At 42.1% G+C, this 16,965-nt stretch carries 15 protein-coding genes; 1 reads left to right on the top strand and 14 read right to left on the bottom strand.

The genetic code is table 11. The features are described from left to right. Position 1: 1 nt before the first annotated feature. The 8 genes from hscA to trmJ form a co-directional block, all read right to left on the bottom strand. Complete coding sequence (gene hscA, locus B6K83_RS01785; protein WP_085282639.1) at positions 2 to 1,864, bottom strand: Fe-S protein assembly chaperone HscA; 1,863 nt, start codon at positions 1,862 to 1,864, stop codon at positions 2 to 4. 95 nt (positions 1,865 to 1,959) lie between these two features. Then, complete coding sequence (gene hscB, locus B6K83_RS01780) at positions 1,960 to 2,487, bottom strand: co-chaperone HscB (RefSeq protein WP_085282637.1); 528 nt, start codon at positions 2,485 to 2,487, stop codon at positions 1,960 to 1,962. 27 nt (positions 2,488 to 2,514) lie between these two features. Further along, entirely contained in the window at positions 2,515 to 2,838 is a 324-nt protein-coding gene (iscA, locus tag B6K83_RS01775) for an iron-sulfur cluster assembly protein IscA (protein WP_085282635.1), read from the bottom strand. A 14-nt stretch (positions 2,839 to 2,852) separates the two neighbouring features. Continuing rightward, the gene (gene iscU / locus B6K83_RS01770) at positions 2,853 to 3,236 is read right to left on the bottom strand and encodes a Fe-S cluster assembly scaffold IscU (RefSeq protein ID WP_085282633.1); all 384 of its coding nucleotides are present in this window, start codon (positions 3,234 to 3,236) and stop codon (positions 2,853 to 2,855) included. 18 nt (positions 3,237 to 3,254) lie between these two features. Next, positions 3,255 to 4,469 (bottom strand): IscS subfamily cysteine desulfurase, encoded by a 1,215-nt coding sequence (locus tag B6K83_RS01765; RefSeq protein WP_085282631.1) that lies wholly within the window; start codon positions 4,467 to 4,469, stop codon positions 3,255 to 3,257. Between the two features lie 28 nt (positions 4,470 to 4,497). Further along, positions 4,498 to 5,007: a Fe-S cluster assembly transcriptional regulator IscR gene (gene iscR, locus B6K83_RS01760; RefSeq protein WP_085282629.1), complete on the bottom strand. Its 510-nt coding sequence runs from the start codon at positions 5,005 to 5,007 to the stop codon at positions 4,498 to 4,500. A gap of 221 nt (positions 5,008 to 5,228) precedes the next feature. Continuing rightward, a complete protein-coding gene (gene cysE / locus B6K83_RS01755; protein WP_085282627.1) occupies positions 5,229 to 6,038 on the bottom strand; it encodes a serine O-acetyltransferase in 810 nt (269 codons plus the stop codon). A 73-nt stretch (positions 6,039 to 6,111) separates the two neighbouring features. Next, on the bottom strand, positions 6,112 to 6,870 hold the full coding sequence (gene trmJ / locus B6K83_RS01750; RefSeq protein ID WP_085282625.1) for a tRNA (cytosine(32)/uridine(32)-2'-O)-methyltransferase TrmJ: 759 nt from the start codon (positions 6,868 to 6,870) through the stop codon (positions 6,112 to 6,114). Between the two features lie 401 nt (positions 6,871 to 7,271). Here trmJ and suhB point away from each other — a divergent pair, with 401 nt between their 5' ends. Further along, positions 7,272 to 8,075 carry an inositol-1-monophosphatase gene (gene suhB, locus B6K83_RS01745; RefSeq protein ID WP_085282623.1) on the top strand — a complete coding sequence of 268 codons (804 nt, stop codon included), beginning with the start codon at positions 7,272 to 7,274 and terminating at the stop codon, positions 8,073 to 8,075. A gap of 422 nt (positions 8,076 to 8,497) precedes the next feature. On the opposite strand, the gene B6K83_RS01740 is transcribed toward suhB, so the two are convergent. The 6 genes from B6K83_RS01740 to B6K83_RS01715 form a co-directional block, all read right to left on the bottom strand. Further along, positions 8,498 to 9,382 (bottom strand): LysR family transcriptional regulator, encoded by an 885-nt coding sequence (locus B6K83_RS01740; RefSeq protein WP_085282621.1) that lies wholly within the window; start codon positions 9,380 to 9,382, stop codon positions 8,498 to 8,500. A gap of 255 nt (positions 9,383 to 9,637) precedes the next feature. Then, the gene (locus B6K83_RS01735; RefSeq protein ID WP_085282619.1) at positions 9,638 to 10,468 is read right to left on the bottom strand and encodes a sulfite exporter TauE/SafE family protein; all 831 of its coding nucleotides are present in this window, start codon (positions 10,466 to 10,468) and stop codon (positions 9,638 to 9,640) included. Between the two features lie 197 nt (positions 10,469 to 10,665). Continuing rightward, positions 10,666 to 11,730, bottom strand: a complete 1,065-nt coding sequence (locus tag B6K83_RS01730; RefSeq protein ID WP_085282617.1) for a methionine synthase — start codon at positions 11,728 to 11,730, stop codon at positions 10,666 to 10,668. 41 nt (positions 11,731 to 11,771) lie between these two features. Continuing rightward, positions 11,772 to 12,749, bottom strand: a complete 978-nt coding sequence (locus tag B6K83_RS01725; protein ID WP_085282615.1) for a DUF1852 domain-containing protein — start codon at positions 12,747 to 12,749, stop codon at positions 11,772 to 11,774. Between the two features lie 721 nt (positions 12,750 to 13,470). Next, positions 13,471 to 14,514, bottom strand: coding sequence for a 4-hydroxyphenylpyruvate dioxygenase (gene hppD / locus B6K83_RS01720; protein WP_085282613.1), 1,044 nt, complete (start codon positions 14,512 to 14,514; stop codon positions 13,471 to 13,473). Between the two features lie 345 nt (positions 14,515 to 14,859). Then, positions 14,860 to 16,629, bottom strand: a complete 1,770-nt coding sequence (locus tag B6K83_RS01715; RefSeq protein ID WP_085282612.1) for a DEAD/DEAH box helicase — start codon at positions 16,627 to 16,629, stop codon at positions 14,860 to 14,862. Between the last annotated feature and the right edge of the window lie 336 nt (positions 16,630 to 16,965).

The raw sequence follows: 16,965 nt of genomic DNA, 5'->3' as shown, positions 1-16,965 counted from the left end.
ATTAAACCTCGTCTACAGAATGGCCAGAAAGTGCTGTTTTAATAGAGGAATCCATTCTCCGTTCAGCAAATAAGGCAGTGCTATTATTTAAGTTATCTAGGGCCGATTCAATGTCATCGGCACTACCGGTTTGACTAATGGCTGCTAAGGCAGTAATGGCTTGATTAATTTCATTAATTTCAGCTTCATTAAGTAAAGCGCTGTCGTGGGCAAGCGCGGCTTGTATTGACTCGATCACGCGTGCGGCTTCTACCTGTTGCTCTTTTAGCATTCTGGCTTGCATATCTTGTTCTGCGTTAGCCATAGAATCTTTAAGCATGTTGGTAATTTCATCCGCTTCTAAGCCAAAGCTTGGTTTTACTGTGATGCTCGCTTCGACGCCAGTAGATTTTTCCATGGCTGAGACTTCTAACAAACCGTCAGCATCAACTTTAAAAGTCACACGAATATGGGCAGCACCGGCAGTCATCGCAGGTATACCGCGTAATTCAAAGCGGGCTAATGAGCGACAATCAGCAACCAACTCACGTTCACCTTGCAATACATGCACCGCCATCGCGGTTTGACCATCTTTAAAGGTAGTGAATTCTTGTGCTTTCGCCACAGGTATCGTGGTGTTACGCGCTATCACTTTTTCTACTAAGCCGCCCATAGTTTCTAGCCCAAGTGATAAGGGAATTACGTCCAACAGTAACATATCGCTATCTGGCTTATTACCCGCCAAAATATCGGCTTGTATCGCCGCACCAATCGCCACAACTTTATCAGGGTCGATTGAGGTCAATGGCTGTCGTTTAAAAAAGTTACCGACTTCTTCACGCACTAATGGAACGCGGGTTGACCCACCCACCATCACCACTTCAATAACATCATCAATAACGAGTTCAGCGTCTTTTACTGCTCGACGACAAGCACGTAATGTTTTCTTCACTAGCGGCGCGATAAGCTGCTCAAACTCTTGGCGAGTTAGCTGCCCTGACCAAGAATCATCCTTGCTTAGCGTAAGCGAAATATCGACGCTGTCGCTAAAGGTCAGCTGTTCTTTTGCCGAGCGTGCTTGCTGCGTTAATTGCCGTTCCATCGAGGTGGATAAAGGACGTGTTAAATTGGCTTGGCTAATTAAATGATCAACAATAACACTATCAAAGTCATCCCCACCAAGCGCTGAATCGCCGCCTGTAGCTAATACCTCAAATACGCCTTTGTTTAAGCGTAGGATTGAAATATCAAAGGTACCACCACCTAAATCGTAAACGGCAACCACGCCTTCTTGACCACTGTCTAACCCGTAAGCTACCGCGGCAGCAGTTGGCTCATTGAGTAAGCGTAATACATTCACGCCTGCTAATTTAGCAGCGTCTTTGGTACTATGGCGCTGAGCATCGTCAAAGTAGGCTGGCACTGTGATCACTACACCTGTTAGCTCACCACCTAAGGATAGCTCTGCGCGCTTAACTAAGCTTTTTAATATTTCTGAAGATACCTGGACTGGATTAATCGCACCGTTGCGTGTGGCAATAGATGGATGACTATCATCACCAGTAAAAGTGTAAGGCAAAGATGAGTAGTTGCGCTCAATATCAGCTTTAGAGCGGCCTATCAGGCGTTTAGCCGACACTATGGTATTTTCAGGATCAGTAACGGCATGGGCTTGTGCCGCCTGGCCAACGAGAATTTCATCCGCTTGATAACTAACAACAGAAGGAAGAATGTCATTGCCATTAGCGTCAACAATGGTTTCAGCTAAGCCACTTTTTACGCTAGCAATAATGGAATTTGTTGTGCCTAGATCTATGCCTGCAGCCAATCTGTGCTCATGAGGTACGGTACTTTGACCGGGTTCTGCTATTTGTAATAGTGCCATTGTAAAAGCTCGTTAGGTAGTAGTTTTACGGTTGTTAATAATTTAAGCTTGAATTTATCGCGCTTATATTATCATTGCCTTCAATTTTTAAACGCTTAGTCTGCTAGTAATTGCTCTTCAAGCTTATCAAGTTCAATATTGAGCTTTTGATAAAACTTCAGCTTTCTAACGTTTTCACAGGCTAAGTTGTTGGATTCTGGCGTATTCTCAGCCAATTGGACTTGAACTTGATTAAACAGCTGTTGGTATTCACTATCAAGTGCTTCAGCAGCAGCTTGCACCGCTGCGTCAACATCATCAGCTTGTTTGACATCATCAAGCATTTCGCGCAACTCCATTTGCCGCATTAAAAAGCTGACATCACCAAAAGACGCTTGTTCACTTGGCATTTCAACGCCCCGCAATGCTAATAAATATTGCGCGCGCTCAAGTGGTTTTTTTAAGGTTTGATAAGCGTCATTAATCAAGGTTGATTTTTTGACCGCCAACATTTGCTCTTGATTGGAGCCATGCGCATATCGATCTGGATGCACTTGTTTTTGTAATGTTTGATAAAGCGTTGATAGTTTAGTTAAATCTATATTAAATTCTGCTTCTAAACCAAATAGTTGAAAATAATTCACACCAACTCCACTGGGGTTACGCCATGACTAAACATTAAAACTTTCACCACACCCACACTCGCCTTTTGCGTTAGGGTTGGTGAATTTGAAGCCTTCGTTCAAACCTTCTTTGACAAAGTCCAATTCAATACCATCTAGATACACTAAACTTTTGCCATCAATAATAATGTTCACATCATTAATCGAAAACATAGTATCGTCTTCATTGAGTTCATCAACAAATTCAAGTACATACGCCAAGCCTGAACAACCAGTGGTTTTAATACCTAATCGCAAACCAAGGCCCTTGCCTCGGTTTTCAATAAACGATTTTACCCTGGCAGTCGCGGCAGGCGTCATCGTTACACTCATAGTTCGTCTCCAGCTTAACTTTTGTGTTTGCTGCGGTAATCTTCAATTGCCGCTTTGATCGCGTCTTCGGCTAAAATTGAACAGTGAATTTTTACTGGTGGTAACGCTAGCTCTTCGGCGATGGCAGTGTTTTTTATTTCACCTGCTTCATCAATCGACTTACCTTTAACCCATTCAGTTACTAATGAGCTTGAGGCAATAGCTGAGCCACAACCGTAAGTTTTAAACTTTGCATCTTCGATAATGCCGTCGTCTGAAATTTTCAGTTGTAATTTCATTACGTCGCCACAAGCCGGTGCACCCACCATACCTGTTGCAACTTGTGGATCGTCTTTATTTAATGAACCAACGTTGCGTGGGTTTTCATAATGGTCGATTACTTTTTCGCTATAAGCCATAATATTTCTCCTCGTGTGCTAGTGTGCAGCCCACTCAATTGAGTCTAAATCGATACCGTCTTTGTACATTTCCCAAAGCGGTGACATGTCTCGTAAATGACCAATGGCCTTTTTAATTAGGTCAATGGCGTAGTCTATTTCTGCTTCTGTGGTAAAACGACCAAAGCTAAAACGAATCGAGCTATGTGCCATCTCATCGTTTAAGCCGAGTGCGCGTAGCACATACGATGGCTCTAAACTTGCCGATGTACAGGCAGAGCCCGACGATACTGCTAAGTCTTTTAACGCCATAATTAACGATTCACCTTCAACAAAGTTGAAGCTTACGTTTAAGTTACCTGGGTAACGTTTATCAAAGTCACCGTTAACAAATACTTGCTCCATGTCGCTTAAGCCCGCCCATAAACGATCACGCATTTTCGTAACGTGTACTTCGTCTTGCGCTAATTCTTCTTTGGCGATTCTAAAGGCTTCACCCATACCTACGATTTGATGGGTTGCCAAGGTGCCACTGCGCATACCGCGCTCATGACCGCCGCCGTGCATCTGCGCTTCAAGGCGAATACGCGGCTTACGGCGAACGTACAAGGCGCCAATACCTTTTGGTCCGTAGATTTTATGAGCTGAAAACGACATTAAATCGACTTTTAAATGCTGTAAATCAATGTTGATTTTACCGGCACTTTGCGCAGCATCAACATGGAAGATAATTTTACGAGCACGACACATTTCGCCAATTTCAGCGATATCCTGAATTACACCAATTTCATTGTTAACGTGCATAATACTTACTAGCACTGTGTCTTCTCGAATGGCATCGTTTAATTTGTTTAAATCAATTAAACCGTTGCTTTCTGGGTCGAGGTAAGTCACTTCAAAGCCTTGACGCTCTAACTCGCGACAAGTATCTAGCACGGCTTTATGCTCGGTTTTACAGGTAATAATGTGCTTACCTTTTTTACTGTAAAACTTGGCCGCACCTTTAATTGCTAAGTTGTTTGATTCAGTGGCACCTGAGGTGATGACGATTTCACGCGGATCGGCGTTGATCAGATCAGCAACTTGGTTACGCGCGATATCTACCGCTTCTTCTGCTTGCCAGCCAAATTTGTGTGAGCGTGATGCTGGGTTACCATAAAAACCGTCGGTGGTCATATATTGCATCATTTTTTCAGCGACACGTTTGTCTACAGGTGTTGTTGCTGAATAATCAAAATAAATTGGAAGCTTCATGGCTTAATAATCTCCAGTTGAACGGCAACTAATGCCAGTCATTCATTATGTTTTGGGTGGTAATCAATGTCTCTAGCGAAGGCGCTTTGCGTGCTTTAGCACTGGCTTCATCTTGTCGCTGAGACACTATTTTGACATTCCGCTGCTCGACGAGCTCAGCAAGAGAAATGCTTTTTAAAAAGTCTTCGATTCTATCGCTTAAATCCGACCACAAATAATGCGTTAAACATTGTTGACCGTCTTGACAGTTACCCTTACCACCACACTTGGTGGCATTAATGGTTTCATCAACCGCATTTATAACATCGGCCACGGCAATTTGAGCTGAACATTTACCCAAGCGATAACCACCACCGGGACCGCGAACACTATTGACCAAGCCATATTTTCTCAGCCGTGAAAAAAGCTGCTCCAAATAAGATAAGGAGATACCTTGTCGCTCGGAAATGTCCGCCAAAGGAACAGGCCCTGTTGCCGCATGAATGGCTACATCCAGCATAGCTGTTACAGCATATCGGCCCTTAGACGTCAGTTTCATTTAATACCCCTATCAATTTGCTGCGCAATTTTACATATCCTTATAAAATAGTCAACTAAATACCCGAGTGATTTACTCAGGTATTTTACGCGGGATTAGAAATTAGTCAATAAAAAGGCAAAATTAAGGTGTAGATAACGCACTATTAGCTTGCAAAAATAGTGCGTTTAAAAAAAACAGCTCAGTTCAGCTTGGTCGTTGTAAAAGCTTTTGCTCATACTTTAGATGGTTGGGTCAAACGACTCTGCTGCGCTTTCTCGACGTTTTGCCGCGGCTTTCTCATCTTCGTCAAATTCACCAACACTAAGCTCAGGTAGCGCTTCTTGACAAACCTCTCCACCTAATTGATTTACTTCGCGACATAAATCGCTCACCTTATCATCCATTAGGTGCATATGATCAAGTAAACGGCCAATGGCTTTTGCCACCGGATCAGGATTGTCGACGGCAACCGCGTATGCATCAAAGCCATACTTTTTCGCCGCTTGCTCACGTTTTTCGGCCGCGCCGTTATTTTTATTGGGGTTAACGATACGCCCAGGAATCCCAACCGCCGTGGCGTGCTCTGGCACGTCTTTCACTACGACAGAATTTGAGCCAACTTTACCGTGTTTACCTATGGTGATAGGACCTAATATTTTAGCACCAGCACCCACAACCACGTTATTCATCAGCGTAGGGTGTCGTTTGCCTTCTTTCCAACTGGTTCCACCTAATGTTACCCCTTGATACAAGGTGACATCATCGCCAATTTCTGCCGTACCACCAATCACAACGCCCATGCCATGATCAATGAAAAATCGTCGACCAATAGTGGCGCCAGGATGGATCTCAATACCAGTTAGCCAACGGGAAAATGTTGATAGACTGCGCGCCAACCACTTCCAATTGCATTGCCATAATTTATGGCTCAATCGATGAAACCAAACCGCATGTAATCCGGGGTAGTTAGTCAATACCTCAAACACATTGCGCGCTGCTGGATCACGGTCAAATACACTATTGATGTCTTCTTTCATGCGGTCAAACATACCACTTTCCTTCATTCTTGGTGCTATAGCCGCAGTAAAGCTCACTCACTACCTAATCCACCGTCTACTTTAATTAATCTATTTGTTCATCTGCGCGTGATGCTTTCGCTGCCCGTTCTACCGAGGCTAATATGCCGCGCATCATCTTCAGCTCTTTAACATCAGGTCTTGCACGATTAAATAGTCGACGTAGCTTTGTCATCACTAAACCTGGGTGACTAGGCACGATAAAGCCGGTTGCCTTTAATGCAGCTTCAAAATGCTGATAGAATCGCTCGGTTTCATCAACCACAGGATACTCTTCACTGTCTTTTACAAACGCTTGTTGCTGATGAGCCAAGAAACTAGTGCGTACTTCGTAGCTTAAGGTTTGTACTGCCATAGCTAAGTTCAATGAGCTATATTCTGGGTTAGCAGGTATTTGCACGTGAAAATGGCACAATTGCAGCTCATCATTACTTAAGCCACTGCTTTCTCGACCAAAAACTAAAGCCACTGGGTATTCTTGTGCTTCGGCAATCAATTTTTCACCACAAGCTCTAGGCTCAAGCATTGGCCAGGGCAAAGTGCGCGAACGAGCACTCGTGCCCACCACTAAACCACAGTCACTAATGGCTTCTTCTAAGGTGGCAACGACTTTAGCATTTTGCAATACATCAGTTGCACCAGCGGCTAGCGCCTGTGCTTGGCCATTTGGCATTTCTATCGGGTCAACTAAGGTAAGCTCAGTTAAGCCCATGGTTTTCATGGCTCGTGCGGCAGAGCCGATGTTGCGACAGTCGGAAGTATTAACGAGAACAATACGCACCTTATTTAATAAAGAATCTGACATTATATTCACTTGTTTATTTGTTAAACAACAATGGGCATATTTATACCTTGCTGCCTATCTAGATGGCTAAAATTGTCGATAATATTAACACAGAACATTATCCTTGTGCTGAGAAAAAAGCATCACTTTTATATTAGTTTTATAGTGTTTATCAATCTGGATTAGGTCTTTTGCTTATAAGGGCAAGAAATACGGCAAAACAGTATCGGCTAGTCTATAACTTATCATTAGCAGGAAAATAACCTGAGATTGATTCAATAACAAGGTCGCAAATAGTTATGAACTTTGCTATAATTTGCGCGCTTAATTTTAGGGGCCTAGCTTTGATGGCTGCTTTTAGAGTTAACTCGTTCTTTTACATAGCTGTTTCTGACATTTTACAACATATAGGGTAGTCGATAATGCATCCGATGCTAAATATTGCTGTGCGCTCTGCGCGTGCTGCGGGCAAAGTAATTCTGCGCGCTTTTGAACAACTAGATAAAATTGAAATTGAATCTAAGGGTACTAACGATTTTGTTACCAATGTTGATATAAGTGCAGAACTTGCTATTGTTGAAACCATTCAAAAATCTTACCCAAATCACACCATCATAGGTGAAGAGTGCGGCCTTATTGAAGGTAAAGACAGTGACTATCAATGGGTCATAGATCCACTCGATGGCACTACTAACTTTGTTAAGGGCATTCCACACTTTGCCGTATCCATTGCTTTAAAAGTAAAAGGCAAATTAGATCAAGCGGTGATTTATGACCCGATCCGTGGCGAGCTATTTACAGCAAGTCGTGGTAAAGGCGCACAATTAAACGGCTTTCGTATCCGTGTTAAGCAGTCAAAAGAGCTCAATGGTGCAGTTTTAGCGACTGGTTTTCCATTTAAACATAAACAGCACACCAATGCCTATTTAGAAATGTTCAAAACCCTGTTTGGTAAAACATCAGATATGCGTCGCGCAGGCTCAGCAGCATTAGATTTAGCCTATGTAGCGGCTGGTCGTGTTGACGGCTACTTTGAAATTGGCTTAAAACCTTGGGATACCGCTGCCGGTGAACTTATGGTTATCGAAGCAGGTGGTTTAGTGACAGACTTTGTTGGTGGTCATAACCACAACAATTCAGGAAATATCGTTGCCAGTAGCCCACGCTTAGCAAAAGAAATATTGAAAGATATTCGTCCACATTTAGGTGAAGCGTTAAGTAAGTAGTGCCTAATTACGAAAATTAAAAGCGCCAGTTGGCGCTTTTTTTGTGCTTGTCATATCCACTGAGCTAGTGTCAAAAAAGCGTTAAAGAAAACTTTCACTTATAAGCTGTTGTAATAGCTATAAGTTCCTCGTTAATTAAGATCTTATGAACGAAACGTATCACAGATTTTAGTTCAGGTTAACACTCACTCGTAACTATATCCGCGAACACTATATCCACTAATACTATGGCCACTAACACTATAGCCACTAACACTAGTATTATCGGGCTGCTCAAAGTTCATAATTGCCGTCAACAAAAAACCTTACAATGGCGTTATCTGTATTCAAGAGACTGTCAGCAGATTAGCGGCACGTTGGCCCTTAATGCTATCGCCAGCGTTTAATTTTATGCGGCACTCCCCTAAAGCAAGGTTCATCGATCATTTTGTCTTTTTAGCTTGCGCAATAAAATCGTTTAAGTAGTCGATATTTTGTTCGTCCTTGCGAATACCGACAAAGATCTGCTTACCAATACCTTGTTTTCCAAAACGAATACTCTTGATCGGCATTGATTTGGCGTATTCATCGACTAACCAACCTGGCAAAGCACACACGCCTCGACCTGCGGCGACCATCTGCAACATGATCTCAGTAGTTTCTATATATTTGTGTTGCTTTACTGAGCACTTTGCAGGATTAAGAAATTGACTAAAAATATCGAGTCTTAGTGGCTCAACGGGATAACTAAACAACACTTCTTCGTTGAGTTGTTCAGGTAAGACAAAATTTTGCTTGGCCAGTTGATGAGACGCGGAAACAACCAATCTATGCTCATAGTCAAAAACGGGGATATAGTCTATTTTAGGCTTAAAGAGCGGATCTGGTGTAATAAGTACATCTATTTCATAGCTAAGTAATGCTCCTAAAGCGCCAAACTGGAACTCCTGCTTCACGTCCATATCAATGTCTGGCCACTGCTTTAAATAAGGCTGAATCACTCTAAGTAGCCATTGATAACAAGGATGACACTCCATGCCAATGCGTAGCGATCCCATTTCACCTTTGGCAATCTGCTTCAGTAATAATTCCGTGTGCAAAAACTGAGGCAAAACTCTATTAGCAAGCGCTTGAATGCGCGCTCCAGCGGCGGTAAGACGAAGGCCCCGACCGTCTTTTTTCCATATCGGCGTAGCAACTTGGCCTTCTAATTTTTTGATACTGTGACTTAACGCAGATTGGGATAAGTGTAATGAGTCTGCCGCTTTGGTAAGCGTTCCATGTACTTTTATTGCGGTTAGTATTTCTAAATGGCTCCTCTCTAACATCTATTAACTCCTAGCTTTGGCTTTATGATGAACTATATTCATCGATTGAGAAAATTATATCATTTTTATTCATCAAACCAATTATTTACCATGAGAATAGAGATAAATAATGACAGCAATAGCTTTGCTTGTTTTATTCCAGAGCGAACGAGTGGGAATAATTCTCGCTGTTGATTAGCATAAAGAGCTAACTAAAGGAGGTGACCATTACCCGTTGAATTGAGCGTAATAACTGCACTAACAACGGCAATAGACCTAAAGTAAGCATTGTGCCAGCATGCGTAAACCAGTAAAAAGTAGGACCAAGGCAAAAAGTTTTTTCAGTTTTATCACATCGAGTTTTGCTGCCAGCGATGCCCCAACGGGGGCGAATAATACCGTTAGCGGTACAATAAAAATAAAACTAAATAGATTAACCAAGCCAAAAGTACCCGCTGGAGCATCGATTGGTGTCTGACCTAAAGTTAACATTGTTAGCGCACCTGGCAACGAAATGATTAACCCTATCGCTGCAGCCGTGCCAATGGCCTTGTGAGCTGGATAGTTATATAAGGTGAGTAGTGGCACCGAGATAGTGCCCCCGCCGATCCCTACCATTGCACTGAAAAAGCCAATGGATGTGCCCATCACTGTTTGTCCCGCCGTCTCAGGCAGTTTTTGATACAGAGCTGGCTTTCCCGTTCTAAGCAGCATGTTTAGTGCCGATAATACCGCTATCACGCCAAATAACATAGTAAGCATAGTGCCTTCAATGCGAGTCACTAACCAACTACCAAGCAATACCCCTATCAGAATAAACAGCGCCCAACTCTTGAGCAGATCAAAATCGACATTATCTTTTTGGTGATGAGAACGAATTGAACTCATAGACGTTGGTACTATGGTAGCTAGTGAAGTTGCTGTCGCCACAAGCATCGCAGATTCTGGCGATACACCAAAGCTCTGGAACAAAAAAAATAGCACTGGTACGATAACGATACCGCCGCCTACGCCTAACAAGCCAGCTAAAATGCCTGCAAATACACCTGTGGCAAGCAAGGCAAAAAAGCTAGAGATATTATTTGCTATAAATTCAATAGTATTCATTAACGGCTACTGCTCTTTTGTTTCTAATTTTGTTTCTACGTTTAAGCATAACAAAGGCCTTACGCCTGTTCTTGTGGAACGGTAACGGCTATGCTCATTCTCTTTAAGCTTTTAGCTTTCAGTTAAGGCTACCCGTTGGGTAATAGGCGTTAAATCCTATTGCCGCAACGTAAACCGACTCAACATTATTATATTAGCTAGTTGTTAATGGCGAGCTCTCTTCGAACAATATCTGCACCGGCGCTTAAGGCATTTAGCTTTCCCCTCGCAACATGACGCGGTAAAGGGGCCATGCCGCAGTTGGTACAAGGATAGAGCTTGTCGGCATCAACATACTTGAGCGCTTCGCGTAGGGTTTGGGCGACGTCCTCTGGTGCTTCAATGATATGGGTTGCAACATCTATGGCACCTACCATCACCTTTTTACCACGAATTAGTTCAAGTAGCTCAATTGGCACATGAGAGTTATGGCATTCTAGCGAGATAATATCGATAGTAGATTTTTGCAGTTTGGGAAACACTGCTTCATATTGTCGCCACTGTGTTCCTAAGGTTTTCTTCCAATCTGTGTTGGCTTTGATGCCGTAGCCATAGCAAATATGTACAGCCGTTTCACAGCTAAGTCCTTCAATGGCTCTTTCTAAACAAGCAATGCCCCAGTCATTAACCTCATCAAAAAATACATTAAAGGCTGGCTCATCAAACTGGATAATATCAACCCCTGCGGCCGCTAATTCTTTGGCTTCTTGATTTAGGATTTTGGCAAATTCCCAAGCGAGCTTTTCGCGGCTGTGATAATGGTCATCATAAAGTGTATCTATCATCGTCATGGGACCTGGCAGAGCCCATTTAATCGGCTGACTAGTTTGCTGGCGTAAAAGTTTGGCATCTTCAACAAAAACCGACGTTGGTCGAGAAACAGCACCAACCACAGTAGGCACGCTGGCCTCATAGCGATCACGAATTTTAACGGTTTTACGCTGCTCAAAGTCAACGCCGTTCAGGTGCTCAATAAAGGTCGTGACAAAATGTTGCCGTGTTTGCTCACCATCACTTACAATATCAATGCCTGCTTGTTGTTGCTCTTGCAATGACACACGCAGCGCATCGTATTTACCGTCAATTAATTCATCACCTTGCAATTTCCAAGGTGACCATAGCGCTTCAGGTTGTGCAAGCCAAGACGGCTTAGGTAAACTGCCTGCTGTTGATGTCGGTAGTATTATTTTGTTAAGACGAGTTTTGTTAATAAGTGTTTTCATAATAAATGCTGCTATACCTTTTATTGATTGAAGCGTGTTAATTAAAGCGCGTAATTAGCAGACCATTGCTTAAGTACAGTTTGATAGGGTTTGATGAAGTGCTCTTCAGCAAACTTCCCTTGTTTAACAGCCAACTTACTGCGCTCTTCTTTGTCATAAACAATTTGCGTTAACGAATGATCTGAGTTCTGCAGGTTTGGTTGATAGCAATTTCCGGCAACAGCATTAGCATTATAAATTTCCGGTCGATAAATCTTTTGAAACGTTTCCATCGTGCTGATGGTGCTGATCAGCTCAAGATTAGTATAATCATTAAGTAAATCGCCAAAGAAAAAGAAAGCCAGTGGCGCAACACTCTTAGGCGGCATAAAATAGCGCACTTGTAAGCCCATTTTTTTGAAGTATTGCTCCGTTAATGATGATTGATTAGGCTGATATTCAACACCCAATAGAGGATGTTGATTGCCAGTTCGATGATAGATTTTGTTATCCGAGACACTCAAACAGATAACAGGGGGCTTATTAAAATGTTGTTTATAAGTCGTTGAATTGACAAAGTACTTAAAAAGTTTGCCATGCAAATCGCCAAAACTATCTGGGATGCTAAACTCGCGTTGGCCATTATTATGCTCAGACAACACGACACTAAAGTCATAATCTCGCAGATAAGAAGAAAAGTTATTTCCGATAATGCCTTCAATGCGCTCTTTGCTTTGATGATCAACAATATTAGTTTTTAATACTTCAATTGACGGGAAGGTTTGGCCACTACCCTCAATATTCATATAAACAGAAATGATATCAAGCTCAACAGAGTAACGCTCACCTTTGGGGTTATCCCAATAGGCTAGGGCATTAAAGCTATTGTTAATCATCTTTAAGGTGTTGCGCAAATTCTGTTGACGGCTCGCCCCTCTCGCCAAATTAGCAAAGTTGGTCGTAATACGTGTATGGTCTGATGGACGGTAGTTTTCATTGAGACCAATCTTTTTAATAGTAAATGTAAAATCTTTATTCATGATTATCTGTATCCAATTGCTGTCATAAAAGCTGAATTTATTTCTTGTGCTTTCTGGGCTTTAAATTTCCCTTGCTATTTTTCCCGTTCATAGTCTTCAACATCTTTGTTACTTTATGCCGAAAGACTGAATTGCGCGCCACCGAGCATATCGCCGAAAGTTAAAAGCAGAGTGTGTTTTATACTGGCTTCGTAACATGAATAAAATTGATTTTAATTCATTGACAAATGAGTTTAATTCATAGAATGCTATGTTCGTAGGTTTGTAGCATTCTCCACGTCATTTCGAGGTTATGCGATCAGACATTTCATCTGCCAATGATTATCGCTTTCGACATTTTATCGAGAGGTCATACCGATGAATATCTGACGATAAATAGCGATAATGAGCGATTTTGCGATTGTCAGGTCGACTAAAGTTATTAATTCAATGGATTGGCAAGTTTGAGTCACTAACTAAAAACGGCTTAAACATCGTTACTCTTATACATCGACTTGCAAAGAAGCGTTAACGTTGTGAAATCAAGGATGACTCAGACTGAGTGTGTGAACGTGACATGGCCTACAAGGGCGTAGAGACTTAGTTTTTGTTTGGAAAAACTGATCGTTCTTCCTGAACATGGTCACTCTTTCACGTCTCTGTGATCGTGACATACCCTTCTTCCTGAACATAAAAAAGCCAGCAGGTGCTGGCTCTTAAAATCGTTAATGACACTAGTGCCTTATAGCACGCCGCGCTCGATTTGGTTCAATTCGATTGATTTAAATAGCGCGGTAAAGTTACCTTCACCAAACCCTTTATCGTCGACCCGTTGGATCATCTCAATAAAGATAGGACCAAAAATATTTTTGGTAAATATCTGCAACAGATAGGAGTTTTCTTTTTGGCTATCAACCAAAACTTGATGATCACGAATGCGCTGTTGATCTTCTTTAACCCAGGGAATACGGTCAAAAACATCATCGTAGTATTCTGGCACAATATTTAAGGTATCTATGATGTTTTTATCTAATTGATCTAACGAGCCTAACAAGTCATCTGTGATAAAGGCTAAGTGCTGTACACCTGGACCATTATACTCGTCTAAATACTCATCAATTTGGTTATTGTTTTGCCCTTTACCTTCATTAATTGGAATACTAAAACTACCACAAGGTGATTGAAGTGCATAAGAAATCAAAGCAGACTTCTCGCCCTTAATGTCAAAGTAACGCACGTCAGTAAAACCAAAAACATTTTTATAAAAATTCGCCCAATGCTCCATGGTGCCTTGATAAACGTTATTGGTTAAGTGATCAACCGCTTTAAAGCCTTTATCTTTAACTAATACAGGCTCAGCTAAGTCTTCACAGTCATCTTGATAAATTGAACCTTTCTCACCAAATTTTTCGATGAAATATATTAAGCTGTCACCAATACCGTAAATGGCTGGGTAAGGTAATTTATTTTCAGCTTGTTCAGCAGATTTGGCCCCACGCGCTATCGCTTGCTCAAAGGCAAAAGCGGCATTTTCAACGCGCCAACCCATTGAACAAATTGCTGGACCATGACTTTTAGCGAATTCTCGTGAAAATCCCGCTTGTTCATTATTTAGAAAAAAGTGGATATCATTTTGATTAAAGTAATCAATATCACGACCTTTAAACTTTTTCAGTTTTGAAAAGCCAAAGCCGTAAAAAGCCTGTTCCATAAAATCAGAGTCTGGTGTTGCGTACTCAATAAACTCGATACCACGTAAATTCAGTGGATTTTTTACTTCCGTCATAATGCATTCTCTCGCGCTAACAATACGATGATTATTACCCTGATTGCCCGCTAGAGAAAGGGCTAGCAGAAAGTGCACTTTTCTCAAGCGTAAATCTATTGTTACGAGTAAATAAGCGCGATTTGAGTATTACTGGATCTAAGCTATAGCTAACAACGCTCAGCGCTGTAACAATAAATTTACATTAAATATTACCGCTAAAATAATCACCATGAAGCGTGCAATAAAGCCACAAATTTCAAGTATTCAGTTACGAAGATTAACGCTTGACTTTTCTCGCCATGAAAAAAAACGCCAACCTTTAAATAAAAGTTGGCGCTTGCTTACATTGACTTAAACTTATGTTTAGTTGGCTCGCTGCTCTTTACGCGCCCGACTAGGCGCTTGCGCTGCCGGTGCGTCTGACACTGAAATATCTAACACTTGACGTCGAACACGCACGCGCTTTAATTGTGCAAAAGACTTGTCCGGCATGCCTTTAGGTAGTTGCACAAAGCTATGTTTATCATGCAAATTAATAGCACCAATATAGCTACTGTCTAACGATATTTCATTGGCAATCGCGCCCACTATATCACCCGGACGAGCACCATGCTCTTTACCGACTTCAAGGCGGTAGGTTTGCCAATCAACATCAGAGCGAGCTACTTTCACTTTACGCGGCGTGCGTTCTGTACGGTTATCATGGCGACCACCACGAGCTTCGTTGCGCCCTCCTCGAGCATCACGAGCACCGCGACTGTCATTGCGAGTATTGCGTTCACGCGCTTCACGACGAGGTTTAGGATCTTCTTTCGGCTGTAATGGTTGCTTTAATTGCTTTTGGTATAACAATGCCGCGGCTAAATCGACCATAGATAACTCTGACTCATTGGCCATAGTTTCAATAATTTCACACATCGCCGTTAACTCTTTTTCCGCAACTAGGCTAACTAGTTCGTTGCGGGTACGCTCAATACGAGCTTTACCTATCTCTTGAATATTAGGTAAGTCGTACATAGCAACCGTACCCGATGTCAAGCGTTCATAGTGACGTAATGAGTACATTTCACGAGGACGAACAAATGAAATGGCAGTGCCGCTACGACCCGCGCGACCGGTACGACCAATACGGTGCACATAGGCTTCATTGTCACTGGGTAAGTCATAGTTGATAACCAGTGAAATACGTGGAATATCTAAACCACGCGCGACAACATCGGTCGCCACTAAAATTGATGATACGCCAGATTTCAATTGCTCAACTGTACGCTCGCGTTGCGCTTGGTTCATATCACCATTTAGTGCAAGTGCGGCATAGCCTGCACGCTCAAGCTTTTCTGCCACTTCAATGGTGTCGTTACGGGTGCGAACAAAAATGATCATGGCATCATAATCAACTGTTTCCGCAATACGCTCTAAGGCGGTCATTTTATTAATACCGCTAACTTTCCACGCGTACTGTGCAATATTGGCTTTTACTTTTTTTACTGCGGCAATTTTAATATGTTCAGGACTTTTTAGAAAACGATTCGCTACTTTACGAATTTGCGCCGGCATAGTGGCTGAGAACAAAGCCATTTGCGTTGCTTCAGGTAAGTGCTCTAAAATCCATTCAATATCTTCTAAAAAGCCCATGTTTAACATTTCATCGGCTTCATCAAGCACACAAAATGATAAATTTGCTAATTTTAGGCTTTTCCGGCGTAAATGGTCCATTAAACGACCAGGCGTACCTACGACTACTTGCGCACCACGCTCTAATTGTTGAAATTGTGGTTGGTAAGATTGGCCACCGTATAAGGTAGCAACACGCAAACCTTTCATATCTTTTGCAAAAGTTTCAATCGCTTCCGCTACTTGAATCGCCAATTCTCGCGTTGGCGCAAGCACCATTAATTGCGGTTTGCGGATAGTTACGTCTATTTTTGCTAGCGCGGGTAAACCGAAAGCCGCGGTTTTACCGGTACCGGTTTGCGCTTCGCCAAGTACATCTTTACCCGCTAATAATGGCGGAATAGTTTGTGCTTGAATAGCCGTTGAACTTTCAAAACCTAGTGCTTTTACAGCAGATACTAAGTTTTCAGGCAGGCCAAGGGTGTCAAAGCCTACAGAGGCATTGTTAAGATCAGTCATATAATTTTTGTCTTCTCATGGTAGAAACCGGCAAATACCGAGATTCCTACGTACATATACGAGGAAACCACCAGGAAGACTTAAGGCACATTCATTACGTTAACATAGAGGGTTAACTGGGCAAGTCTATTGGGCGGATATACCCCACTCATTTTGAAAATCTGTAATGTCATCTTTTCTCTAAGACGACCAAGGCTTTTTTGATTCCTATTTACAGAGGCGCGCATTATACAGATGTTGTTAATTTATACAAGAGATTAGAGAAAATTAACTAAATTTAACCTTAGTTTTTTTAAAGCTTTTCGGCAATAATGCTTCATAATAAGCGCAAAAGAC

Origin of the sequence: Colwellia chukchiensis (assembly GCF_002104455.1) — a bacterium.
Lineage (GTDB): Bacteria > Pseudomonadota > Gammaproteobacteria > Enterobacterales > Alteromonadaceae > Cognaticolwellia > Cognaticolwellia chukchiensis.
This window is presented reverse-complemented; position numbering and strand designations above follow the sequence as displayed.

Excerpts from the sequence above, each read along its gene's own strand:
- hscA (WP_085282639.1), bottom strand. The coding sequence starts at position 1,864 with ATGGCACTATTACAAATAGCAGAACCCGGTCAAAGTACCGTACCTCAT.
- iscA (WP_085282635.1), bottom strand. The coding sequence starts at position 2,838 with ATGAGTGTAACGATGACGCCTGCCGCGACTGCCAGGGTAAAATCGTTT.
- iscU (WP_085282633.1), bottom strand. The coding sequence starts at position 3,236 with ATGGCTTATAGCGAAAAAGTAATCGACCATTATGAAAACCCACGCAAC.
- B6K83_RS01765 (WP_085282631.1), bottom strand. The coding sequence starts at position 4,469 with ATGAAGCTTCCAATTTATTTTGATTATTCAGCAACAACACCTGTAGAC.
- iscR (WP_085282629.1), bottom strand. The coding sequence starts at position 5,007 with ATGAAACTGACGTCTAAGGGCCGATATGCTGTAACAGCTATGCTGGAT.
- cysE (WP_085282627.1), bottom strand. The coding sequence starts at position 6,038 with ATGTTTGACCGCATGAAAGAAGACATCAATAGTGTATTTGACCGTGAT.
- trmJ (WP_085282625.1), bottom strand. The coding sequence starts at position 6,870 with ATGTCAGATTCTTTATTAAATAAGGTGCGTATTGTTCTCGTTAATACT.
- suhB (WP_085282623.1), top strand. The coding sequence starts at position 7,272 with ATGCATCCGATGCTAAATATTGCTGTGCGCTCTGCGCGTGCTGCGGGC.
- B6K83_RS01740 (WP_085282621.1), bottom strand. The coding sequence starts at position 9,382 with ATGTTAGAGAGGAGCCATTTAGAAATACTAACCGCAATAAAAGTACAT.
- B6K83_RS01735 (WP_085282619.1), bottom strand. The coding sequence starts at position 10,468 with ATGAATACTATTGAATTTATAGCAAATAATATCTCTAGCTTTTTTGCC.
- B6K83_RS01730 (WP_085282617.1), bottom strand. The coding sequence starts at position 11,730 with ATGAAAACACTTATTAACAAAACTCGTCTTAACAAAATAATACTACCG.
- B6K83_RS01725 (WP_085282615.1), bottom strand. The coding sequence starts at position 12,749 with ATGAATAAAGATTTTACATTTACTATTAAAAAGATTGGTCTCAATGAA.
- hppD (WP_085282613.1), bottom strand. The coding sequence starts at position 14,514 with ATGACGGAAGTAAAAAATCCACTGAATTTACGTGGTATCGAGTTTATT.
- B6K83_RS01715 (WP_085282612.1), bottom strand. The coding sequence starts at position 16,629 with ATGACTGATCTTAACAATGCCTCTGTAGGCTTTGACACCCTTGGCCTG.